The organism is Vibrio crassostreae (genome assembly GCF_024347415.1).
GTDB classification, from domain to species: Bacteria; Pseudomonadota; Gammaproteobacteria; order Enterobacterales; family Vibrionaceae; genus Vibrio; species Vibrio crassostreae.
In genome coordinates this window covers 1475817-1499855 of record NZ_AP025477.1, presented here as the reverse complement: position 1 = coordinate 1499855, position 24039 = coordinate 1475817, and the positions used below count along the sequence as shown (strand labels likewise).

20 protein-coding genes and 1 pseudogene are annotated in these 24039 nt (G+C 44.0%); 12 read left to right on the top strand and 9 right to left on the bottom strand.

Annotated elements, in window-relative coordinates; all coding sequences use genetic code 11:
- Positions 1 to 19: 19 nt before the first annotated feature.
- The gene (locus OC193_RS22410; RefSeq protein ID WP_017095787.1) at positions 20 to 697 is read right to left on the bottom strand and encodes a helix-turn-helix transcriptional regulator; all 678 of its coding nucleotides are present in this window, start codon (positions 695 to 697) and stop codon (positions 20 to 22) included.
- A gap of 342 nt (positions 698 to 1039) precedes the next feature.
- Here OC193_RS22410 and OC193_RS22405 point away from each other — a divergent pair, with 342 nt between their 5' ends.
- The 6 genes from OC193_RS22405 to OC193_RS22380 all read left to right on the top strand — a co-directional run bounded on the left by OC193_RS22405 (position 1040) and on the right by OC193_RS22380 (position 7276).
- Positions 1040 to 2203, top strand: coding sequence for a M24 family metallopeptidase (locus OC193_RS22405; protein ID WP_048662519.1), 1164 nt, complete (start codon positions 1040 to 1042; stop codon positions 2201 to 2203).
- Positions 2204 to 2298: 95 nt separating this feature from the next.
- Positions 2299 to 3069 carry a maleate cis-trans isomerase family protein gene (locus OC193_RS22400; protein WP_017068125.1) on the top strand — a complete coding sequence of 257 codons (771 nt, stop codon included), beginning with the start codon at positions 2299 to 2301 and terminating at the stop codon, positions 3067 to 3069.
- Positions 3070 to 3095: 26 nt separating this feature from the next.
- Positions 3096 to 4058: a DMT family transporter gene (locus OC193_RS22395; RefSeq protein WP_048662518.1), complete on the top strand. Its 963-nt coding sequence runs from the start codon at positions 3096 to 3098 to the stop codon at positions 4056 to 4058.
- Between the two features lie 80 nt (positions 4059 to 4138).
- Positions 4139 to 5134 (top strand): DMT family transporter, encoded by a 996-nt coding sequence (locus OC193_RS22390; RefSeq protein WP_048662517.1) that lies wholly within the window; start codon positions 4139 to 4141, stop codon positions 5132 to 5134.
- A 3-nt stretch (positions 5135 to 5137) separates the two neighbouring features.
- Positions 5138 to 6100: a DMT family transporter gene (locus tag OC193_RS22385; protein ID WP_048662516.1), complete on the top strand. Its 963-nt coding sequence runs from the start codon at positions 5138 to 5140 to the stop codon at positions 6098 to 6100.
- 24 nt (positions 6101 to 6124) lie between these two features.
- On the top strand, positions 6125 to 7276 hold the full coding sequence (locus tag OC193_RS22380) for a M20 aminoacylase family protein (protein WP_048662515.1): 1152 nt from the start codon (positions 6125 to 6127) through the stop codon (positions 7274 to 7276).
- Between the two features lie 98 nt (positions 7277 to 7374).
- On the opposite strand, the gene OC193_RS22375 is transcribed toward OC193_RS22380, so the two are convergent.
- The 3 genes from OC193_RS22375 to OC193_RS22365 all read right to left on the bottom strand — a co-directional run bounded on the left by OC193_RS22375 (position 7375) and on the right by OC193_RS22365 (position 10516).
- Positions 7375 to 8004 carry a bifunctional 4-hydroxy-2-oxoglutarate aldolase/2-dehydro-3-deoxy-phosphogluconate aldolase gene (locus OC193_RS22375; protein WP_048662514.1) on the bottom strand — a complete coding sequence of 210 codons (630 nt, stop codon included), beginning with the start codon at positions 8002 to 8004 and terminating at the stop codon, positions 7375 to 7377.
- 15 nt (positions 8005 to 8019) lie between these two features.
- Positions 8020 to 8976 (bottom strand): sugar kinase, encoded by a 957-nt coding sequence (locus OC193_RS22370; RefSeq protein WP_048662513.1) that lies wholly within the window; start codon positions 8974 to 8976, stop codon positions 8020 to 8022.
- 106 nt (positions 8977 to 9082) lie between these two features.
- On the bottom strand, positions 9083 to 10516 hold the full coding sequence (locus OC193_RS22365) for a PTS transporter subunit EIIC (protein WP_048662512.1): 1434 nt from the start codon (positions 10514 to 10516) through the stop codon (positions 9083 to 9085).
- A gap of 261 nt (positions 10517 to 10777) precedes the next feature.
- Here OC193_RS22365 and OC193_RS22360 point away from each other — a divergent pair, with 261 nt between their 5' ends.
- Positions 10778 to 11977 carry an enolase C-terminal domain-like protein gene (locus OC193_RS22360; RefSeq protein WP_048662511.1) on the top strand — a complete coding sequence of 400 codons (1200 nt, stop codon included), beginning with the start codon at positions 10778 to 10780 and terminating at the stop codon, positions 11975 to 11977.
- Positions 11978 to 12178: 201 nt separating this feature from the next.
- Here the strand turns inward: OC193_RS22360 and OC193_RS22355 are convergent, their stop codons facing one another.
- The 3 genes from OC193_RS22355 to OC193_RS22345 all read right to left on the bottom strand — a co-directional run bounded on the left by OC193_RS22355 (position 12179) and on the right by OC193_RS22345 (position 16937).
- Positions 12179 to 12886 (bottom strand): GntR family transcriptional regulator, encoded by a 708-nt coding sequence (locus tag OC193_RS22355; RefSeq protein WP_048662510.1) that lies wholly within the window; start codon positions 12884 to 12886, stop codon positions 12179 to 12181.
- Between the two features lie 334 nt (positions 12887 to 13220).
- Positions 13221 to 15911: an alpha-glucosidase gene (ygjK, locus tag OC193_RS22350; protein WP_048662509.1), complete on the bottom strand. Its 2691-nt coding sequence runs from the start codon at positions 15909 to 15911 to the stop codon at positions 13221 to 13223.
- A gap of 261 nt (positions 15912 to 16172) precedes the next feature.
- Positions 16173 to 16937 (bottom strand): transcriptional regulator, encoded by a 765-nt coding sequence (locus OC193_RS22345; RefSeq protein ID WP_048660889.1) that lies wholly within the window; start codon positions 16935 to 16937, stop codon positions 16173 to 16175.
- Between the two features lie 678 nt (positions 16938 to 17615).
- Between OC193_RS22345 and OC193_RS22340 the strand changes: the two are divergent.
- The 3 genes and pseudogenes from OC193_RS22340 to OC193_RS22330 all read left to right on the top strand — a co-directional run.
- Positions 17616 to 17786 (top strand): annotated as a pseudogene (locus OC193_RS22340) (helix-turn-helix domain-containing protein); the annotation flags it as partial.
- 223 nt (positions 17787 to 18009) lie between these two features.
- Positions 18010 to 18633 carry an HAD family hydrolase gene (locus tag OC193_RS22335; RefSeq protein WP_048662508.1) on the top strand — a complete coding sequence of 208 codons (624 nt, stop codon included), beginning with the start codon at positions 18010 to 18012 and terminating at the stop codon, positions 18631 to 18633.
- A 37-nt stretch (positions 18634 to 18670) separates the two neighbouring features.
- The gene (locus tag OC193_RS22330; RefSeq protein ID WP_048662507.1) at positions 18671 to 19510 is read left to right on the top strand and encodes a hypothetical protein; all 840 of its coding nucleotides are present in this window, start codon (positions 18671 to 18673) and stop codon (positions 19508 to 19510) included.
- A gap of 64 nt (positions 19511 to 19574) precedes the next feature.
- Here OC193_RS22330 and OC193_RS22325 read toward each other — a convergent pair whose 3' ends face one another.
- Together OC193_RS22325 and add are read right to left on the bottom strand one after the other, a co-directional pair.
- Entirely contained in the window at positions 19575 to 20168 is a 594-nt protein-coding gene (locus OC193_RS22325) for a sugar O-acetyltransferase (RefSeq protein ID WP_048609964.1), read from the bottom strand.
- A gap of 171 nt (positions 20169 to 20339) precedes the next feature.
- Entirely contained in the window at positions 20340 to 21338 is a 999-nt protein-coding gene (add, locus tag OC193_RS22320) for an adenosine deaminase (RefSeq protein WP_048662506.1), read from the bottom strand.
- Between the two features lie 126 nt (positions 21339 to 21464).
- Here add and OC193_RS22315 point away from each other — a divergent pair, with 126 nt between their 5' ends.
- Entirely contained in the window at positions 21465 to 22412 is a 948-nt protein-coding gene (locus OC193_RS22315; RefSeq protein WP_048662505.1) for a LysR family transcriptional regulator, read from the top strand.
- A gap of 118 nt (positions 22413 to 22530) precedes the next feature.
- Positions 22531 to 23985: a glutathione synthase gene (locus OC193_RS22310; protein WP_048662504.1), complete on the top strand. Its 1455-nt coding sequence runs from the start codon at positions 22531 to 22533 to the stop codon at positions 23983 to 23985.
- The last annotated feature ends 54 nt before the right edge of the window (positions 23986 to 24039 follow it).

Sequence of the window (24039 nt, the reverse complement as noted above, 5' to 3'; positions counted from 1 at the left end):
GTTTCTCTTTATAGGATTTCTATGCTCTAAACTCGCGGATGTATTTGTAAATAGCGTGGCGAGTAATACCAAGACGCTCAGATACGAATGCTGTCGCCTCTTTTAATTCGAAAATACCGTTCTCAAGCAATAGCTTGGTAATGGCTTTGTTTCGACCTTTTAAGTTGACTGACTCATCGTTGTCGACTTCAAAAATAGCGTGCTCAAGCGCTTGCTCAATCACTTCTGTTGTTGAAGCTCCAAAGTTCTCATGCACACCCACAGGGGCATGAGCCATGTCTGGCATTAAAGTTTTTATGATCTCAGGAAACGGGTGAGACAAGTTCATATTGATACAGAACAGCCCAATCGGTTTGCCATTTTCTCCAGCTAGCACACAGGTCGTAGATTTAAGCAGTGACCCATCTTTGCTGGTGGTGAAGTAACTCTTTGGCGTGACCTCACCAGTGCTCTCAAACACACTCAGCATTTTCAGCCCTAGATCGGTGATAGGTGACCCTACTTCTCGACCCGTGTGGTGGCCGTTCACTATCTTCACTACCGACTTTTCAAAGCTCTCAAATGAATGAATCACAACCTCACAGTGCGGACCAATAAAGTCGGCAATGGTTTCGGCTAAGCGAAAGTTCAGTGCGAGATGCTCTCTATCATTGTCGGTGAATTCAACGTTAAACGATTTATATGCTGATGCGTTCATTTTAGACCACTGTTGTTAACTTTAATTGCCTTTCATTATCTTTGGTTAATCGATGTATTTCAAGTTGCCAATTAACTTTATGTAACTATAAGACTATATATCCGCTCCCTACACAAGCCTAAAGTTACAAATAAGTACCCAAAATTGATCGCAATCAACAATATTTCCAGTTTTAGATGGTTTCTGGTCACTATAGTTAACCCTAAGATCTTGGTCACATTATTTAACTGAAATGTCAGTAAGATGCTCAACGTAACGTAAACAAAATTGAACTATAGGGTTGGTTACTGGTTGTGAAGAGCAGCAGAAGTGCCGACCTAAATACAATAATTAGAGGTTCCAATGACTAACTACCTAAACCGCGGCTTTGAACAAGCTGAGTTTGAACACAGAACATCACGCGCTCAAAAAGTCATGCATGAGATGAATCTGGATGCGATGATTTTCACAACCGAGCCAAACGTTCGCTACTTCACTGGCTTCCACACTCAGTTTTGGCATAGCCCAACTCGTCCATGGTTTGTCATCGTTCCTGCAGAAGGAAAGCCGATTGCGATTGTTCCTGAAATCGGAGCAAGTGGTATGGCGGGAACATGGGTCGACAACATTATTACTTGGCCTTCTCCTCGTCCTGAAGATGATGGCATTAGCTTAGTAGCTAGCGCATTGAACTCTCTGCCTTGTCGTCATGGCCGAGTAGGCGCAACGCTGGGCATTGAATCTCACCTACGTATGCCGGTGAACAACTACTTGAAATTAACCACCATGGTTAAGAAAGACTTTGTTGATGTGTCTTTAGCAATGCATGAGCTTCGTCAGATCAAATCACAAGCTGAAATCGAGAAAACACGTGAAATCTGTCGCATTACTAACGTTGGGTTTAGCAAGATTCCGGGTTACGCAAAAGCCGGCATGACCGAGCGTGAAATCTGTAAACAGTTCCGTATCGATATGTTGTTAGAAGGTGCGGACGAATGCCCTTACATCATCGCAGGCTCAGGGCCTGATGGTTATGACAGCATCATCATGGGTCCTACCGATCGCATTATTGAACCGGGAGATGTGTTGATCATCGATACGGGCGCCGTGCGTGATGGTTACTTCTCTGATTTCGACCGCAACTGGGCATTTGGTCATGCAAGTGAGCAAACCAAAGCGGCATACCGCGCTACTTACGAAGCAACAACTAAAGGTTTCGAGGCTGCGAAACCGGGAGCAACCACGACGGACATCTACAACGCGATGTGGGGAGTCTTAGAAGCCAATGGTGCATTGGGTAACGACGTTGGTCGTCTAGGCCATGGATTAGGTATGGAGCTGACAGAGCGCCCGTCTAACACCGCTACCGACAACACAGTACTTAAGCCAGGCATGGTGATGACACTAGAACCGGGCATGGTTTACGCACCGGGTAAGTCGATGGTTCACGAAGAGAACATCGTAATCACTGAAGACGGCGCTGAATGGTTGAGCGAACGAGCTGAACCAGAACTGATCATTATTTAGCTCAAAATTTAACGCCTTACAAATTTAACACCCTACAAAAGCTGACTCTGGACTCTGGAGTCAGCATATAAAAACTATAAAAATACGAGTTTCTCATGCAAACAATAGAACAGTTTCGACAATTTGAAATCCCATTACAGCACGTTCAGGCACCAAGAATTGGTCGAGTTCATATCGGTTTAGTACAACTAAGTACTGATCACTCTTTAGAGATGGACTGGGCAAAATTACTGGGTACACAAGCAGGGGTATTTAGTTCCCGAGTGTATTACAGCAGCGAAATGACTCCAGAAGCGCTCGACCAAATTGCGGTTGGGATCAGTGAAGCATCAGATCTGATAGCGACGGGTTTACCGATGGATGTCATGGCGTTTGGTTGTACTTCAGCCTCTATCATTATTGGTGAAGAGAAAGTCGCCAATCTTCTTACTCAAAATCGCGGTGATATTCCCGCAACCAATCCATGGACAGCTGCTCAAGCCGCATTCAAGCATTTGGGTGCAAAAAAAGTTGCCGTGTTTTCCCCTTACCCAACCGAAGTGAATTTCCCTCTTTATCAACAACTGACTGCCGCTGGCTTTGAAGTTCCTGTTTTAGGTTCACTTGGCATTGAGAAAGACACTGACATCACGACGGTTTCAAAGGAATCGATGATGGAAGCGTTGAGCAAAATGTTGCCGGGCTCTGGTGCCGATGTGGTGTTTATGTCTTGCACCAACCTTCGTGTTCTTGACCACATTCAAGAGATTGAAGATCGATTTGGTATCCCAGTCGTGTGCAGCAACTCTGCGATGTTCTGGCACTGCATGCACTTAGTCGGCAACAAAGCTCAATGTCCAGGTTACGGACAATTGCTAAATCAATAGCAACCAATGAATAAAGGAATTTTAAGATGAGTAATACAACTAAAGGTTGGTTAGCTGCCATTTTCATTGGCATGCTTTGGGGTATTCCGTGGATCGTAGGGACACCTATTTTAGAAGTAATGGATGCACAAGTCTTGGTATGGGTTCGCTATACCGTCGCTTTCATTACGCTGTTTGTGATTATCCAAGTCAGCAATGCGATGGGTAAACCACAGAAAAAAGTCGATTTTAAACTTAATTGGGCAAACCGACACGACATCTTCTGGGCGGCATGTTGCGGAATTATTGGTCAAGGTGCTTTCAGTTTTCTATCGTTCCTATCTCTTGATTACATTACTGCTTCAGAAAACGGCGTGATCCAAGGCCTTATCCCAATCATCATTTTGTGTGTTGGTTTCCTTCGCCACGGCGAGCGTTTTACACCACTACAAATCTTGGCAGCTGTTGGCGCCTTCGTTGGTGTCGCTATTTTGGTCATGGACCCTTCTGTTGAAGGCAGCGGGTTTAACATTGGTCACTTGATCTGTCTGGGTAGTGCCGCGAGCTTCTCTACGATGGCTTACGCTCGTGCCAAGCTTGCTGAGAAATATGGTTCAGTGGCGACGATGTATCACCAGTTTGTTTTTGCGGCAATTGGCTTCGGTCTTTACCTACTGGTTGTCGGCGCCGATTTCTCTTCAGCTCTCGGTATTTTCAGTTCTCCACTTCGTATTGCTTGTATTGCAATTCTGGGTGTGGGTATTTCAGGTATCAGCTACCTAATCTACATCTATGCAATGGAACGAGTTGGCGTAGACGGAACGGGTATGGCACTTAACTTGATGCCTCTGTCTTCTTTCGTCCTGGCTGTGTTTGCTCTCGGTGAAGCGGTAACGCCAATGCGACTACTAGCGATTGCAGTCGTTATTGGCTCAATGATGTTGTTCATGAAGTTTGGTAAGGCGAAGAAAAAAGCGCCTCAGCTGAAAACGGCGACAGACGTTAACTAGCGAAAAACCACTAAATAAAATTATGAGTAATAAGGCGGTGTGCGCACCGCCGTTACCTAAAAATTATGGAAGATAGACAGATGAACACAACAAACAGAGACACATTTTTAGGATGGACTGCTGCCATTGCTGTTGCCTGTATCTGGGGCGTAACTGGGGTGGTATCTAAGCCGCTCTCTATGGCTGTTGACCCGATGACATTGGTATTTTTCCGCTACGTTACTGCGGTAATTGGCCTTTCCATCATTTTCTTTTTTACATCACGTAGTAAAAGCTTGAGCGCTGACTTGGGTTCTTCGTTAAAGATCGATACCAAAGATATTGGTCGCATTGCGCTTTGTGGCATCGTTGGACAAGGGGTGTTTTCACTGTTCAACTTCCTTTCTCTTTCTCACATTGGTGCGACTGAAAACGGTGTTATTCAAGGCATGCAGCCGTTCGCGACGGTTTTCTTTGGCATGATGTTTATGAACTTCCGCATGAACAAGATTCAGTGGGGTGCTTTTATTGCTTCGGCGGTTTGTATTTACGCAATGAGTGTTGGTCCGACAAACTCCATTGAAGGTGGTACGCCACTACTAGGTTACGTTTACGTGACGTGTTCAATGCTGGCGTTAGCGTGGACAGCTCACTTACGAGCTAGTTTAGCGGACAAATACGGTTCAGTTGTTTCTATGCTTTACCAATACATCTCAGTTGCAGTAATGGGCATCATCGTTGTATTGACCATGGGCTTAGACCTATCTCAGATTTACATTATCTTCTCTAGCCCGCTGTTAATTGCTTTGCTTATTTTCTTAGGTACGGGTATCTCTGGCGGTAGCTACTTGATTCAATTGTATTCTTTCAAGCGTATCGGTGTCGAAAAGGCAACGATGGCATTAAATCTCATGCCTTTGGTTGGCTACTTAGTGGCGGTTTTAACACTTGGCGAACAGATGGCAATGGGCAAAACCATCGTTGTTTCATTAATTGTGGTCGCACTTTACGTGTTCACGAAGTTTGAGACAAAGCAGGAAGAACAATCTTCAGAAAATTTAGCGTGCGATAAAAAAGCAACACCAGAAGCGAGCTAAGTGATGAAATCAGTGACTAAAGGTTGGATGGCAGCGATTGGCGTGGGGTTGTTATGGGGCTCTGAGGGCGCATTAGCTACCTTGCCATTACAAACCATTGATGCGCGATTGTTGGTGTGGCTACGCTACATGATGGCATTCTTTGTTTTATCTTTAGTCCTGATTTTCTCAGCAATGATCCACAAGAAAACTCAAAGCAAACCGAAGTTGGCGTTTAGTTGGGATAATCGGAGCGATCTATTCAAGTTGTTGGTATGTGGTGTCGTTGGCCAAGGTTTGTTTAGCTTTCTTTCGTTTCTCTCGTTGGACTATATTTCACTGTCAGAAAATGGCGTTATTCAGGGACTTGTTCCCATTGCTATCTTGGCGATAGGTCAGCTTTTTTACGGCGCTCGATTTACTCGTATGCAAATCGTCTCTAGCGGAATCGCTTTGGTTGGCGTCAGCATGTTAGTGCTAGCTCCTCCGTTTACGTCTCAAGATAGAGGAGTAAACATCGGGCACCTGATTTGTCTATTGAGTGTGCTGAGCTTTGCGTCGGTGACTCATTTGCGCGCTCAGCTTGCAGAAAAATACGGTGCAACTTGCACCATGCATTATCAATTTGGTTTTGCGGCGGTTGGATTTTTCATTTATTTACTGGTTTCAGGCATTGATGTACCAAGCCTGTTACTGGTAATTCGCCCTTCTTGGTCGTTACTCTGCATTATCGTGCTAGGTGGCTTTGTATCAGGGCTGGGCTACATCGCATACATATACGGCATAGAGCGTGTTGGTGTTGAAGGCAGCAGTATGGCTTTAAATCTGATCCCTATGTCTGCATTTTTCATCGCTGTTTTGGTGTTTGGAGAACCCATCACACCTTTTAGGGCGCTGGCTGTTGGCTTGATTATTGTGGCAATGATGCTGTTTGCTGCATCCAACAAGTCCCGCGAGATGACATCTAAAACAGTTTTAACAAATTAATTTTAAGTATTTATTGGAGTTTCCATGACTAACATTGCCAACGTTACAGAATGGCGCCGCCATTTACATCAGTACCCAGAGTTCGGTACTGAAGAGTTCATAACATCTGAATTTGTAGCGAACAAGCTCGAAGAGTTCGGCATTGAAGTTCACCGTGGTATTGGCGGAACAGGTGTGCTTGGAATTCTGAAAAATGGCACAAGCGATCGCTCGATTGGTCTACGTGCGGATATGGATGCGCTGCGCATTCATGAACAGAACACTTTTTGTCACGCTTCAAAACATGAAGGAGCGATGCACGCTTGTGGACATGATGGCCATACCGCGATGCTACTGGGTGCGGCGCAAGAGTTAGCAACCAGTAAGCAATTCGATGGCACTGTGTACTTCATTTTCCAACCAGATGAAGAGCGAGGCACAGGAGCGAAAGCGATGATCGCTGATGGCCTGTTCACTCGTTGGAATATGGATGCGATTTACGCGATGCATAACTTACCGGGTATCCCAGAAGGTAAATTTGTGACTCGTCCAAGCTCGCTTATGGCAAGTGAAAGCAGTTTTGAGATTGTGATCAAAGCGACGGGCGGTCACGCGGCGATGCCACACATGGGAACCGACCCGATTGTTGTTGGATCTCAGGTGGTCACAGCACTGCAAACCATCGTTTCGCGTAATTTGAGCGCCATTGATGAGACGGCGGTTATCTCGGTGACTAATTTTGTTACTAATGGCACCGTGAATGTGATTCCTTCGCAAGTGACTATTTCTGGTGACACTCGCAGCTTTACCGATCAAGCATTGCATAAAATTGAGAAAGCGATTGAGCGTGTCGTCGCTGGCCAGTGCATGTCGGCAGGTGTTGATTATCAATACCACTTCAACAACAGCTTCTTATCAACGATTAACACGCCTGAAGAGACGGCTCATGCAGTGAAAGCAGCACAAGCGGTTGTTGGTGAAGAGAATGTGAATGGAGCTTGTGAACGCTTCACCATTAGTGAGGATTTCTCGTTCATGTTACGCGAAGTAAAAGGGTGCTATATGCTAGTTGGGAATGGTGTTGGTGAATGTGGAGGCACTGCGCTCCATAACCCACACTACGATTTCAACGATAATATTCTGGAGCATGGTGTCGGATTCTGGAAGACTTTGGTAGAACAACAATTGTCACAGTAAGTTGATGAAAAAAAGAGCGAGAGGCTAACTTCTCGCTCTTTTTGTATCTAAGGTGTTCTCAAATTGGTGAACAGTTTGGCTGGCTTGGATTAGTTTGCTTAGCGATTCACTTGTTCAACAATCTCGCGTGTTAGGCGGGCAATTTCGTCCCATTCTCCATTTTCAACGAGTTTCTTGTCGACCATCCACGTACCACCGCAGGCTAATACTTGAGACACTGCTAAGTAGCTATCGATGTTTGATGGCGTGATACCGCCTGTAGGCATTAGCCGAATATCGCCGTATGGACCAACGAGTGACTTAACCATGCTGATTCCACCTGAAGCTTCGGCAGGGAAAAACTTGAGAGTCGTTAGTCCCATCTCAAGTGCCGCTTCAACGGTGCTTGGATTGTTCACACCTGGAATGATATCGATACCGATTTCCTGGCATGCTTTAACTGTGTTTGGATTGAATCCTGGTGATACCACAAACGTTGCGCCCGCTTCTTTTGCTGCGAGTGCTTGCTCACGGTTCAAAATCGTTCCGGCACCAATCAGCATGTTAGGCTGAGCTTCTCGTAGAAGTCGGATAGCTTCAACAGCGGAGTCTGAACGGAACGTAATTTCAGCCGCTGGAAGCCCATTCTCAGCCAATACTTTGCCTAGAGGGATAATATCCTCTGCGTTATCAATGGCGATAACAGGGATAACTTTAAGTGCTTTTAGCTGTTCGTTAATTGTAGACATGTGTACTTCTTAATATCAGTTTGAAAGAGTGTCGGTGATGTATTTTGGGATGATTGCGCCATGATGTTGAATCACCAATCTGGCTAATGCATTACCTTGGTGGCAAGCTTCTGACACAGAACCTCCAGAGAGATAACAAGATAAGAAACCACCGTTAAAAGAGTCGCCTGCAGAGGTGCTATCAACCACAGTTTCGACAGGTGTCGTTGTGATTTTTACTGGCTCATTTGCAGGGTTTTCGCTGATCAAGCAGCCTTCAGCACCAAGCTTTACAACAACAGTTTTGACGCCGAGTGCATGCAGTCTTTTTATGGTGTCTTGTGGCTGGGCGTCTTGCCATAAAAGTTGCTCATCGTCGAAGGTGACCAAGGCGATATCTGTCGCTTTATAGGCAAGCTGATAAGCTTCTTTGGTTGCGTCTTGTGAGTCCCACAACTTTGGTCGGTAGTTACTATCAAAGGCGATGGCCACGCCACGTTCACGTAGGCCTTGAATGATAGTGAGCAACTTTAGCTGATCGCCATGAGGCAAGATCGCCAGAGAGATTCCACTCAAAAACACCATATCGACATCTTCAAGTTGGGCGGTTATTTTGTCGAAATCTGGGTGCTGTACCATGTAGCGAGCAGCGGAGTCATTACGCCAATACAGAAATGTGCGTTCACCAACGTCGTCTAATTGAATCAGGTACAGGCCTGGCGAGCGCTGCTCGTCAATCAGTACGAAATCAGCTGATAGCCCTTCATCTTGCCATCGGTTAAGCATCTGCTGACTGATAGCGTCTGAGCCTAGCGCTGTGACATAACTGGTACGAATCATAGGTGTATCTGACGAACAGGAATAGCTGGTGGCACTTCGGTTCAAATAAACAGCGGCGTTGAGCGTATCCCCACCATAGGTCTGTTGCATGGAACCGAATGGAGCGCCGTTCAGTTCTATCATGCACTCGCCGATAATCGCAATGTGGCTCATAGTGTGCCCTTACAGAAAGATTGGTATTGCTAGGTATAAATGATGGAACGTGGCTACAAGGAAAGTGGCCACGTTGATTCTTTTCCCAATAGCTTGAGAGGAGGTCTTACTTGTTGTCTAGTTTCACGAACAACAGCGTTAGAACATAAGACAGTGCGAACACACCAACCACGCCCATTAGTGCTTGAATGAAGTTTTGCGTACCGCCTGCAAGGTAAGCCGGTAAGCTGAATACAGAAGAAAGAATGTAGCTGGTTAAATGGGTATCGATCGTTACCGAGATAGCACCGAACACACCTGCTGCTAGACTCGCGGTCATCATCGCTTTGGTGTATTTCGTTAGGACACCAAATAGAGCTGGTTCCGTGATGCCTAAGATAGCGGTAACGCTTGAGCCCATCGTGATTGAAGATTGCTCTTTAGAAACTGTCTTGCGTTGCTTGTGCCAGATTGCCATTGTCGCACCAGCAATTGCCATGTTACCCAAACACATGATCGGCATAAGTAGATCCTTACCATACAGTGCAAAGTTGTTCAGGCTGATTGGTGTCATGCTGTGGTGAATACCAAATACGATGGTAATCGGGCGAGTCAGACCGAAAACAAAGCCTGTTAACGTCGGAGATATTTCCAGTAGTGAACTCATTACCCAACCTGCGCCATTACTTAGCCAGATACCAGCAGGGCCAACAAATGAAAGTGTGATGGTTGAAGTCACCGTAAAGGCAAGCAGTGGCGTAAATACTGGTTTTGCAGAAGAAGGTACTAGACGGTCAACTAACGGAGTCACTTTAGACAATAACCAGATAGCGAGAATAGCTGGTACGATAGCACCGCCGTAGTTGAGCAGTTCAATCGGAACTACGCCAAGAACCGTCAGCTCAGGTGCAGCGCCAGCATCTTTTAGCATCGCCGCTTTATCTACTAGCTTGGGTGCTAGCATTGCAGACGAAACAGCAAGAGCTATGTACTCATTTACTTTAAAGACCTTGGCTGCAGAGAAAGAAACCAACATAGGTAAGAAGAAGAACACAGCAACAGAGATAGAACGGAAGAAGTAAACCGTGTCTGAGGTTTCAGAGATAACATTGGTTGCAATAAGGCCAGACAACAGGCCCATCAACATACCAGCGCCAGCGATTGCGGGTACAACTGGACCAAAGATGCCTGCGACAATGCGCATCACGCCTTGGAACAGCTTGCCTTTCTCTAGCTCATCAGCCGGATTAGCGTCAGCTTGTTGAGTGTTTGATAGCGCGTTGAACCACTTCTCTACCTCAACACCGATGATGACTTGAGTTTGACCTTGTTGAAGTACCACACCTTTCACATCTGCGATCTGCTTGATCGCTTCTTCGTCTACCAGTGACTCGTCTGATAATTTGAATCTCAGCCTTGTCATACAGTGCGTGATACTCACGATATTGTCTTCACCACCAAGTGCAGTGATTAATAACTGTATATTTTCTTTGAAACTTTTCTTCTTCGATGATGACTTCGAATTATTAATAACGGCATCACTCTTTTCTACCATTTGCATACTACACCTGTTATTGGAATATATTTAACTCGAGAAATCATAACGACAACCAATTTAAATCCAACGGAGTAAAAAGAGATCTCAATCACATTTAAAATCTGAAAAATTAATTTTTCAGCGTTTTTGGCCAATTGGTATGTTTTGTTTATCAAAAAAAAACACTTAACGTACCAATTATTTTTAGGCGAAAATTAGCGCTTGAAATGTGATTTTTAAAGCGGTTAGATAATAGGAGTTGACTTAAGTTTAGGTTATTTAATTGTGAAAGAAACTATTATATCTGATATCCATTGTATTATTACTAAACCAGACAGGCACAATCTCATTACCGTTGTCGTGGAAACGAATGAAGGTGTGACTGGCTTTGGCTGTGCGACATTCCAACAAAGACCGCTTGCTGTAAAAACAATGGTCGATGAATATTTAAAACCTATTCTTATTGGTAAAAATGCCAACAATATTGAAGACTTATGGCAAATGATGATGGTCAACGCTTATTGGCGAAATGGCCCTGTTATCAATAATGCAATTTCCGGTGTTGATATGGCACTGTGGGATATTAAAGCCAAATTGGCGGGTATGCCGTTACACCAGTTATTTGGTGGGAAGTCTCGTGATGCTATTCCTGTATACACACACGCGACTAGCGACACAATGGAAGGTATTTATGAGCTGGTGGAATCTTTCCTAGACAAAGGCTACAAGCACATTCGTTGTCAGCTTGGTTTCTATGGCGGCGTTCCAACCGATTTGCATACCACTCAAAACCCGACTGAAGGCTCGTATTACGACCAAGATCAGTACATGGACAATACTCTAACGATGTTTAAGTCGCTGAGAGAGAAATATGGTAACCAATTCCATATTCTTCATGATGTTCATGAGCGCCTATTCCCGAACCAAGCGATACAATTTGCCAAAGAAGTCGAGCAATATAAGCCTTACTTTATTGAAGATATTCTGCCGCCAAATCAAACAGAGTGGCTAGACAATATTCGTAGCCAGAGCTCAGTATCATTGGGCTTAGGTGAGTTATTTAATAACCCTGAAGAGTGGAAGTCTCTAATCGCGAATCGTCGAATCGACTTCATCCGTTGTCATGTTTCACAAATCGGTGGTATTACGCCAGCTCTGAAACTAGGTCATCTATGTCAGAACTTCGGTGTTCGTATTGCATGGCATTGCCCACCAGATATGACGCCAATTGGCGCAGCGGTAAACACGCATTTGAATGTGCATTTACACAATGCCGCCATTCAAGAACATGTCGAGTACAACGAGAATACGAACAAGGTATTCCCGAACGCTGCAGAGCCAATTAATGGCTACTTATACGCGTCAGAAATCGCAGGTATTGGTGTTGAAATCGACCGAGAGGTTGCAGCCGAGTTCCCTGTTATGTATCGCCCCCACGAGTGGACTCAAAGTCGCCTTCCTGATGGCGCGATTCACACTCCATAACTCATTGAGTTAACTAAAATGGCCGCAGATAGCGGCCATTTTTTTATTTAATATATTTACCAGATATTACGTATTATCAAAAATTATATTTCTAGTATCACTAAATTAATGATACTAGATGTGAAATAGTATTAGTGGCTAATCTATAGCGTAATTAACTTATATCTATAAAAATTAACCATATTAAATCGAATTTAAAGGTTACTTCTTATCTCGGAAGCTCATGCTCTCACTGTTAAAAGGCGTGTGGTAGGTGCATTGGTAGTTGATGTCGATGATATTACTGACGATGAACAGTTCCCCCGATGCTAAGAAACCTCGGTTGGTGATATTCATCGCTGCCGCATTTTTTTTGCAGCCGAGCAACTCTGCATCTTCCTTAGATACGTTGATCGCTTGGTACGTTGTTAAGTAGCTATCGATCTGAAGACCTTTCGCTAGCGCATGCTTCTGGATTGAGCTTTCAATGATCTCGGCATTCATCTCTGGGAAGACACTGACAGGGATCTTGGCTTCTTCAATCTGAACTACTTTGTTGTTAATCAATCGAAGCCGTCTAATTTTCCAAATGTAGTCATTGTCGTCTAAAGAAAAAATCTGCTGTTCGTGGTTATCGGGTAGCGCTTTATTCAGCTGGAGTTTTTTATAAGAGATCTCTTCAAAACTGTTTTCAGTGATGGAGTTGTACACCAGTGGTGTACCAATGAGAGAAGTGTTGACGAAGTAACCAGAACCCACTTTAGATTTCACCATGCCAATAGCCTCTAGCTTGGCTAGTGCTTTACGAATCGTGAAACGAGATAATCCATATATTTCAGACAGTTCTCTTTCAGCAGGAAGCTTATGGCTGATACTGTTTTGGCAAATTTTGCTCACAATATCTTGAACAACTAATTCATATTTTTTCATTCTAAAAACTTAAAAAAGCACTCATGGTGATTAAATTATAGTTAACTAAATCAGATACTCAGCGCATTCCGAGCTAGCCGGTAATTCTAACATAGAAGGCCAATTAGATGATGGGAAATAGGGTGTTTTGGAGGGCGAATTAGAGGGTTACTTCTGGGGGGGGACTTTATTCTCTTTCTTGATTAGATAAGCGTGAAGGCGAGGTTACATGCAAGCAGATAATAAAAAAGCCACAGCATTCACTGTGACTTTTGAACCTAACTTGAAGAGGTTTAAGCGGTTGCAGATGCTAGGGGGGGCATCTGCAACGCCTAATATCTAATGAGTATGGCTGCTATTTGCCTACAAAACCGTTGTACAACATGTAAAGATGCGCTGCACTCCAAGAGAAGTTATTCGCACCCTGAACCTCACCCGTTTCTGGGTTGTAGTTTTCCTGAATCGGGGTAGCTTCTGTTAGGCCTTGCGCATTTTGGAATAACTTGTCGACCATTTGACGCGCTTCCACACCGTATCCATAGTTGTCCATACCGCGTACACCAAAGTAGAATTGATCCAGCCACACGCGACCACGCCAGTAAATGTCAGGGCCGTAAGCTGGGTTGTCCATTGATGCCGTACCTAGCGGAATCTTAGGTGAGTTAAACTTGCTGGTATTTAGCATGTTCTCTACGACTTTATCCGCGTGTTCTTGTGTCGCTGCGTTGTTGAATAGCGGTGACCAACCTTCAGGCCCCATACCGCGCTTTACCAGTACCGGACCTGCACATTGGTTAGGTAATCCATTTGGCACGACTTCGATATCATAATAGAAGCCCGTTGACTCATCGTACATACAGCGGTTGATGTACTCTTTGGTGTCCGCTGCTTTTTCTGCAAACTCGGCCGCTTTGTCTGCTTTACCCAGTACGTCGGCGATTTGCGATAGGTATAGGTTATCTGAGTACCAGTAAGATGCTTGGTCTACCGACTCTTGCATCAGTGAATAACCTGATAAGTTGTTTGAATCGTCTGTGTTCTCGTTGAACTTCACCTCCCAATCTTTCTTCGCCTGAGCCAGCTTGTTCATGTTCTCAACTGAATCATCGAGGTAAGTCACCACTGAACCGTCTGTGTCCATAGCGATGTCATACGTATTGTCGAAACCATTAGTGTCATGAGCGTAACGACCCATTTGGTCTATCACTTCCGCTTTTTCTTGAGTCGGTTGTTCAGTTAATCCTTGTAGGTTATCGATAGTGTCGATAAAGCCAAACACACCAGCGTTATCACGACCGGATTCCCAACCGGCTGCGACTTTCGCTGGGATACTCATTGCTGTGTAATCACCAGAAGTCAGCAATTCATTGTACTTCTCGATACTCGTTTCTTTGATCCACGTATCGCCATTCGCTTCGTCTTTATATTGGAACTTCATGTCGTCTACAGACGCGTCTGGTCCCCAAGAACCGTTATTCACATCATCTTCGAAAACGGTATGGATTGGATCTTTCGCTGCGCCATATTCCGGTATTCCGTTCTTGTTGGTATCACGAGCGCGTAACCACCAATCGTGGAATGCCACTAGCTTCGGATACATTTCTTCTAACCACTTTTGCGCTTCCTCTGGACGATTATGTTCGTCTTTCAGTGCCGTATAAACCTCCCATACCGCCCATGCTGCTAGTGATGGTTTGGTATTTCGTTCATTCCAGTTCAGGCCATCGGTTGCTTGAGGGAAGACTTTTTTGTATTCCGTAGACATGCCTTCCCAACGTTCTGCTGGTAGGTTGTAAGTCACGACATCAAGTAGGTAGCCTTCATCCCAAGGACGGACTGGATCATCAGACTGCACTTGGTATTGGAATACAGTACGAATGTTTTCCATCGCTACATCTGGGTTGAAGTGTGACATTGCGTAAGCTTGCTTCCATGTATCCCACGGCCATGTCATGTTGCCCGAGAAGTAAGGAGCAGTAACGGAAGGGGTTACCGTGTCGTGGTCAATCGCCCCCGCAGCACCACGCCAGTTCGCGTTCAATGTTTCCATTGCTTTTACTGCAACGAACTCATGCTCTTTTGAAGCCGCATCGTTGGTGAGACCGTTTTCTAGGTACTCTTCCCAACGCATTGCTGAATCGTGCATGTAACCTTTTGGATCGGCCATTACTTTATCTAGTTTTGCAAACTCAGACGCTTGTTCTTTGGTGTTTTGAACGTGAGTGTAAGCCGTGTATAACGTGATCTCTTCGCCATCACCTAGAGAGGCCGTTTGCACGAAACCTTTCTTGTCATCATTGATGGTAGAAGTTTCTGGTTTGATAGAACGCGTCACTTCGAACTTTGAATCGCCAGATGTCAACAATGACCATGAATCACGAACTGCGCCAAAAGAGACTTCTACACCACTGTCTGTCGCTGTAATTTCACGGGAGTAAGTTGGGTAAGCTTCTTCAACACTACGGACTGTGCTGTCTTCATTCTTGTATGCCGTGCCATCATCCGCACGATAGTTTTGCATCAACTCACCATCCCATTCACCTTGAATATCTAGCTTATTGGGGTTTTTGATGGTGGTTTTTACAAGAGAAGTACGATTAGTCACAAAACGCATTTCTAGCTCGGCTTCGATACCGTTCTTGCCTGTATACGTTTGAATCAACGCACCTGGTTGTGAGTATGCGTTTGTCAATTCTAGCGGCATTGGCTGGCCGTCGACAGCCAGAGTCAAACGGTCGAAACGTGCAGCCATGAATGATACGTATTCTTCGGTCAATAGCGCTGTACCACCTAGTGTGATTTCACCACCTTTGGTGTCTAACGTGTGGCCATGCCATGAGCCGTTATCGAACATTGGAATGTAGCGCAGGTGACCGCCGTGTAAATCACGCAATGCCACAGGTACACCTGCACGATCGATGGTGTTGTGGAATTCGGTTGCTTTAAGTGGAGCATCCACATTCGAGCTATTATCACTACTGTTGCACCCGCTTAGTGTTAGAGCAACCCCGACAGCAATCGCACATAAAGACGTTTTAAACTGCATGTTATATCCTTCTTTATTGATTTTTGAATCTGATCAGGCGAAAAAAGGTCGAGACATGCCCTGCCGAGTTTCGTGAAGAAGATTCAACCTTATTTATTTCACTTATTGGTATGAGAAAAGAGCGCTATTTGCGTCTATTCTTTCTTTATTCAACTTGTTTAAATAACAAGTTATTAATTATTGAATAATATTGTGCCTTGATGGATTACGACTAGATTCCTTATCAATCAAATATAAATTATTATTAGTGCGTGTTAATCATTATTCGTTTGCCATCGATATGGATTTTAATAATTCACCGTCAATATTTGGGATCGTATCAGAAAGAAATATCTGATTGCCTGGAGTGTAGGTCATTAACACATTTCTGAGTCGTTCACTGCCTTCTCCATTCTTGTTTTGTACATCAAATTCAATCAGTTTGTTGTACACTTCGTTAGCCAGCTTCTCTTCTTGTTCTTCAGTAATAGCAATGCGTCCTATACAGATCGGAGGGCGCACGTCATGGCTGAATACTTCATCTCTAAAGCGCTTAGCAAACAACGTATCAAGCTTAGATCCTTCTTCAAAAATAAAACGGCCTTGATCTTTGAAGCGGTATTGGTCTTCGCCTTTTAATTCAACGTAGTCCATCATTTCTAATGCTCGAAAATATATGGCGACTGACGTATGACTCAGTTGATATTTATTGGCAATATCTTGTGGTGACCATTTTTTTCGTCGCAATAGATACAAAAAATCAAACAAGTACGGATATTGATGGAATATTTCACTATTTATATCCGTAATAAACTGTTCGTTCTCTTGCTGTAACTGTTTGCCTCGCATAGATAATTCTACTAAGTCAGTATCTAAATGAGTTGCGTACGAGAGTATTTTATCCAGCCCTAAAGACGTGTTGTGTAGTTGTCTTTTAATGGTTGAGAGAGGAATTCCCATCCCGGCAGAGAGATCGGAATAACAAATCCCTTTCTCTTTGATTTTTTCTCGTAAAGCAGCAAGTAAATACGTTGCAGAATTATTCATCTAACAATGCCTGTTCTATTTTCGTCAGTATCCTTGATAATAAATTCAAGAGAATCCTACTCTTGTGATTTTGGTTCCAAATATTTTCAATATTAACTATGAGTTGAGTTTTGCAAATTTGAGAATTTTACTTGTTGTTTATTGAACAAGTTTTACTCAATGTTACTAACGTTTAACTCATTATCAGTATGGGGGGAGTATAATTGTTTTGATGCGTAAAATTAAGTTAATGGTGGTTTTTAGTAAAAATTTTCTTACGAGAGATTAATTTGTTGGGTGGGCAGTATCAATAAGTTGTACTTGGGAATTTAGTCTAGATTGATATCACAAAGTATTCGTGATTGACTGGTATTTTATTGAGGAGGTGACCAGTGAAAATATTGTTATAAGGAGTAAGGAGGTTAGTTAAATGGGGAGTGTAATTATTGAAGCGTAATCATATTATATAGTTATTTCTTAAACTTCCTATATATTTGTCCTATTTATTACTCGATCTTTAATTTACTTGGTATCTCACCTTTCTCTCTTGGCTTGATAGGACGAAGAATAAGATCACCTGTAAGCAGGCAGGAAAAAAGCACATCCAATAGGACGTACTTCGAGTGCTTGAGATTTCTGAGTTGCGAGCTACATGGCTAAGTTTTCATGTCTTAAGTTGGTGAGTGCTTTTAGATGGCCCTGTCTTTTAAGTTCGCTAAGCGCGTTATGACTATTCAAGACTATTCGATCTCAGATATTGCGCTTCACTTGGGATACGCAGATGCCTCACAATTTATAAGAGCGTTTAAGCGAGCGAACGGAATAACACCACTTCAATGGAAAAAGATCAATAAAGGTATAGGCGTATAGCGCTTCTAAAGCACCAACCATATTCTCTTCAGAAGCCGATTTGTGTTAGTTATTTCTTAGTTTATTGATATTGAGAAGGCCGTCGTAATGATGGCCTTTTTTGTACTCTATTGATTGTATATTCTACCCAAGGCTTTTAATTTATAAACGTTCGCTATGAATCTTGATGTGCGGCACTTTGTGTCGCTTTTTCATCAATGACATGGTGATAACGGGAGTGTGTATGAGTTCTAATGAAATCAAAAATGTGGTGTTTGATGTAGGCAATGTCATTGTGCGTTGGGCACCTCTGGAAATTGCCCGGCTTACTTTTGGTGATACTGAAGAATTGGAGTCTCGATCTCGTTCTATTTTTCAAAGTACGATTTGGGTGGATTTGAACAAAGGGTTCTTGACCGAAAGTGAGGCCAAGCTTCGTTATCAACAAGAACTCGACTTGTCCCCGTTAGAGTGCGATCGCCTGTTCTATTACGTTAAGCAAACGCAGATCTTACTGTACGGTTCAGTTGAACTCATCGAGCGAGTAAAGCGATCGGGCTATGGTGTGTACGCGCTTACTGACAATGTGGTCGAGATTGTTGAATATTTAAAAAATACCTATCAGTTTTGGGTGTTGTTTGGTGGTGCGGCAGTATCTGCTGAATTGGGCATGCTTAAGCCACAACCTGAAATCTACCAAGCGCTGTTATCTAATAATGGGCTTGAAGCTTCAGAAACCGTCTTCATCGATGATATGCCCTATAACGTTGAAGGGGCAAAGGCTGTAGGCATGGCTGGTATTCAGTTTACCGATGCCGCTCAGTGTGAAAACAGCTTGCAGGCGCTTGGCGTTAATTTAATAGATTGACACCTTGGCGAATGAGTTAAATTTGAGGATGTAGAAAATGAAAAGATACCCACCTAAGTCTATCGTTACATTCTTGTTTTTGACTATGTCGGCGCTGGTTTTAGTCGTGGCTTTCGTGCTTCAAATTCGCGGTGAGCAAGCATGTGATAGTTGCTATGAATCAGATAAAGGACAGTTCAAGTTTGTCCTTTATGATGGAACTTCACCTGCGATAATTCCCAGTATTTATAACGAGCTATTACTTAAACAGGCGCCTTTGATGAAGAGCTTCGGCCTGGACTCAATACCGGTCATAACGGTGAGAGTATGGCAAAGCCAAAAGGCGTACTTAGATGAGCAAGAGCGTAGCATTGGACAGCGATATGCGTTTTCTACAGGCTACATCGAGCCTAAGAGTAATGAAATCAGGCTACTTTATTTTGGTGGTGAAATCCAACGAACGGCATTGCATGAATTTGTGCATTTACTGACACTTCAAATCAACCCCAATTTCGCGAACAACCCTCGTTGGTTGTGGGAAGCCGTAGCCATCTATAAATCTGAAGATTATTGGTTCCACATGAATAACAGGAGCGCCATCAAAGGCCGCTTTGATGGGCTTGTTCAGGACTTATACAATAAGCCGAACAGTAGCTCGGCGGTTTATGAGCTTGGGTATACGGTCGGTGAGTTTATTGAACGTTCATGGGGAGAAGGGGCGTTTGTTGATCTTATTAAGAGCAATGGTGACCCCTCACTGCTTACCGATCAGCCAATAGAATCGCTGTTTTATGATTGGGAAAAATTCGTCAAAACTACGTATTTGAGTGGCCCGAAAAGTGAGTATGAAAAAGCCATGGAACGAAGCCCATTCGATAGAAGAGACACGGTAAACTAATCAAAAAAGAGGTGATGTTTAATTAAAAATATCACCTCTTTTGTCATTTACTTTTAGTTCGCGTTTACTTGCTGTCGTCAGTTGGCTGTTCAGTATTCAAATATCTAATCAATTTTGCCGGCGTACCACCGTATAGGCAATCTGGTGGTACATCATTGTTGACTACTGAGTTCGCTGCGATAACCGAGCGAGCGCCAATCGTTACACCTTGGTTGATCACTGAGTTGCCACCAACCCACACATCATCTTCGATTGTTATGGGTAAACAGAAGGTTTCCCATTTACGGCGGCTACGATAATCAAGGGAGTGTGATGGCGTATAGAATTGAACGCTTGGTCCAATTAAAACATTTTTGCCGACTTTGATTCTCGCACCGTCTAGCATTACTACGTTCATATTAATGAAGGTGTCGTCGCCAATCTCGATGGTTTTGCCAAACTCACAATGAAAAGGGGGCTGGATTAAGCTGCTACTCCCGACCTTCCCAAATAGTTGCTCTTGCAATGTGTGTTGCTGGTCTGGGTCTTGATGGTTGTTGAAAGCCATTAGCGCTTTTCTGGCATTGGAACGCATAGTATCAATTTCTTGGTCTGCACCATCATACACTTGCCCAGATAGCATCTTTTCTAGTTCAGTTTTATCGTTTGTATTACTCATGCTTGCCTACTTTCCGAGAGTCTCGGTCTAAATGACGAATACTGCAAGATTAGCGATTTTTGGACATAAAAAAAGAGAAAAGCCTCAGCCTTTCTCTTCCTATTTTGTACCGTTAAGCTCTGACGTTAAGTGAGCCCAGCTATTCAGCAAAAGACTTACTTTGGTGGCAAATTAGATTTGCTCCACGAAACCCATTAGGTGCTGTTTTACCTCGTCTGAAGCAAAAGCGCTTTCGACAGAGTACTTGTAGATCTCTGCGTAATCTTCTTTTGTTAGACCGAACGTTTCACACACACGTTTCACTTCGTTGGTCATGGTTGTGTTCGACACAGTGCGGTTATCTGTGTTGATCGTTACAACGATGCCGTCTTTTTTGAATTCAGCAATTGGGTGGTCGCCGAATTTGTGAATACACTTAGTTTGAACGTTACTTGTTGGGCAAGTTTCAAGCGCAACTTGCTTCTCTTTAACGATGTTGTATGCGTCTTCGTTACCTTGGATGTGAACACCGTGGCCGATACGTTCAGCGTCAAGCAGTGTTACTGCATCGTAAACGTTCTGACCATGCCATTGCTCACCAGCATGAACCGTCACACGGTAACCTTGCTCGATCGCGTATTGCGTGTATTCAGGGAACTCAGCACAGAAGCCCGGCTTTTCACCACCTGCGATATCAAACGCAACTACACCTTTACCAAGGTATGGTTTACCAGCGTCGATAACATCTTTGATTGAATCTTTCGGGAACATACGCAGTACAGACATGATGTAGTTGCCTTTGATGTCGTACTTCTCTTCCGCACGTTTCATGCCTTTCACCGCACTTGCGATGATCGCATCAAGAGACAAGCCCTTGTTTACGTGAAGAATCGGTGCAAAACGAACTTCTAGGTACTTAACGTTTTCTAGTGCAGCGTCTTCGTAAAGCTCAAAAGAGATACGCTCAATTGCTTCCTCAGTCTGCATCACTTGTAGCGGCAGGCTGAAACAAGCCAAATACTCATCTAGGTTTTTACAATCTTCTGGCACAGTTAGAGATTGAACAACCGCATCGCGATCTTCAGGCAGTTCGATTCCGTACTGTTTCGCCAAATCAATAATGGTGTCTGGACGAACACTTCCGTCAAGGTGGCAGTGCAGATCAATCTTAGGGAGTGCTAGAAAATTCATGAGTATTCCTTAGGTCTATTATTTTTTGAGTTATTAACTCATAGGTTACATGGGCTTAAATTAACAAGTTTGTGATATGATTTAAAGTGACATAAAGTCATCATTAATCTGAATCTAAGGAATATCATGGTAGATGTTAAGAGTTTACTCAAATGTGATATGAATTTACTGCTGTGTTTACACGTTTTGCTTGAAGAGCGCAGTGTGAGCAAAACAGCAGAGCGATTATTCCTTAGTCAGTCCGCGGTGAGTAAGCAACTCACCAAGCTGCGAACTTTGTTTGATGACCCGCTATTTGAGCGCGAATCTAAAGGTCTGTTTCCAACCCCGAAAGCTACTTCTTTAGCGCCTAAGATTCATCAGATCCTTTTGCAAGTTGAACAGCTAACCGTGCCGGACATTTTTGAGCCGAAAGACAGCGAGCGCACTTTTAATATCGATCTTGTTGAAACCGCTTATACCGCGATCTACCCTAAATTTATGCCTAACGCGTTGGCAGATGCGCCGAACATTACGGTAAACAGTACTACTTGGAGTAGCGAAACCTTTAAGCGCCTACTAAAGCGTGAGGTCGATTTTGGGATTGGAATTTTTGAGCTCGATGAAAGAGCGAGTACTCACATTCAAAATATCCCTGCTGAGTTAAACCATGTCGAATTGCTGCAAGATTACTCTGTGTGTTTGATGCGTAATGATCACCCGGTGCTTCAGGAAGATTGGAACCTGCAAGCCTTCCTTAAATACCGTCATATTCAGTTAGTCACTGGTGGCGTTGGCGACTGGTTGCTTCTGGAGATCTTGCAAGCCAAACAGCTTCAAATTAACAAAGCCGCCAACGTGTCGGACATCACCAGCGCAGTAAAGCTGTGCAAGCAAAGCGATTTGTTAATGTGTTATCCGTACAACTCGGTTTGTGACTATATTGAGAGTGGCGAACTGGTGATGAAACCGATTCCCATTGAGTTGGTTCCCGGTGGTTTGTTTTTGCTTTGGCATCGTTATTTTGACTCTGAACCAAGTCACAAATGGCTTCGCGACCTAATCGTCAATAAGACCCAAGAACCTCAGCTGTAAACTGCGAGCTACGATGATCAAAACGGCGAAATAACTTTTTTAAAATTTATTTCGTCTTTTTCGAATGAGCATCGTCTTACTACGGGTGCCAAATGCCCGCCAAGAATGAGATATCTAAATGAATCCAATGCCATCGATTCCGCAACAAGTCATTGAAGATGCTTGTGAGTGGGCCATTATGCACGGTGTCGCTTTTCGTCAGTCTGACAATACCGCGAGACATTGCCCTTTTAGCCTTGCTCCAATGAGTATTGAGCGTAAGGTATTTGAACACCTGTTGAGGGTGACACCGCTTATCACCAAGCTCATCAACAATGTTTCGGAAGACCATGACTTTTTACAGTCATCATTGAGCGATATGGCGAAAGCCGATCCGTTTTTTGGTCGCTTGATGGAGCTTCATCAACAGGCTCATGGCAGTGCCGATGAGCGCTTGAATCCAGCTCGACAACCTTTGTTGTTGATGCGTACTGATTTTATGGACGATCGCCGACACGGTGCAAAAGTGATTGAGTTTAATGGCATTGCGGCAGGGATGGCCCCGTTTGGTCAACGCGCTACAGAGTTCCACTCGTTCATGCAAAACCAATGGGCAAACGTTTATAACAATTGGTTGGAAGACCCGTCAGCAACACCGGCTGAAAACCAAGGTTTAACCCAGTTGGCTTATGGTATCGCTAATGCTGCAAGGCAAGTAAAAGCCGACTTCAACGAGCAAGATAAACCGGTTTTCTTGATGGTGGTGCAGAAGAACGAAGACAACGTATATGACCAACATTTGCTTGAAGTTGAGCTGCAAAAACAGGGCATTCGCACGGTTCGTCGTACCTTTGAACAATTGAGCTGCCAGCTTTCATCGGGCGATAATCAACGCTTGTTATTGAAAGATGTCGGCGTTGTCGATGTGGTGTACCTAAGAGCTGGCTATCAGTATTCAGATTACTGGGCTCCAGAACTCAACGAATCGGTTTGTTGCCACACGCTAAGTCAGACTCGCTTGTTTATGGAGCAACACCATGTCGCAATGAACGCGACCATCAGCCAGCAATTAGCGACCAGTAAAACCATGCAAATGTTGCTGACCATGATGCCTGCATCAGAATACGCACGTTGGGGTTTAACGTTACAAGAAGCCGAACTGGTCAAGAGTGTATTAGCTGACATGAAGCCCATCGGCAGTGAAGCAATTGAATGGTTTAATACACAAGCTGATAAGCAAGAATGGGTGCTGAAAAACCAAGGAGAGGGCGGTGGCCACTGCGTCTTTGGTGACGATATCAGTGAACAGCTGAGCCAACTTGAGCCAGAAGAGTACGACGCGTGGGCACTGATGCAGCGCTTGTACCCTCATGAACGTGACGTACCGACTATTGCAGTGCGTGACACCCAGCAAACACTTGTAACAGATCTAGTCAGCGAGGTCGGCCTATTCACCGCTTACTTCAAAGGTGAACCAGTAACCGAACTGGACGGTTATGCTGGCTACTTAATCCGCAGTAAGCCAGCCAGCGAAAACGAAGGCGGGATCCACAGCGGCAAAGGGATTTTAGATTCATTGGTGTTGATTGATTAACTCCTGATTACGACAAATAGCAGATAAAAGAAGGCCAACGTGAGAACGTTGGCC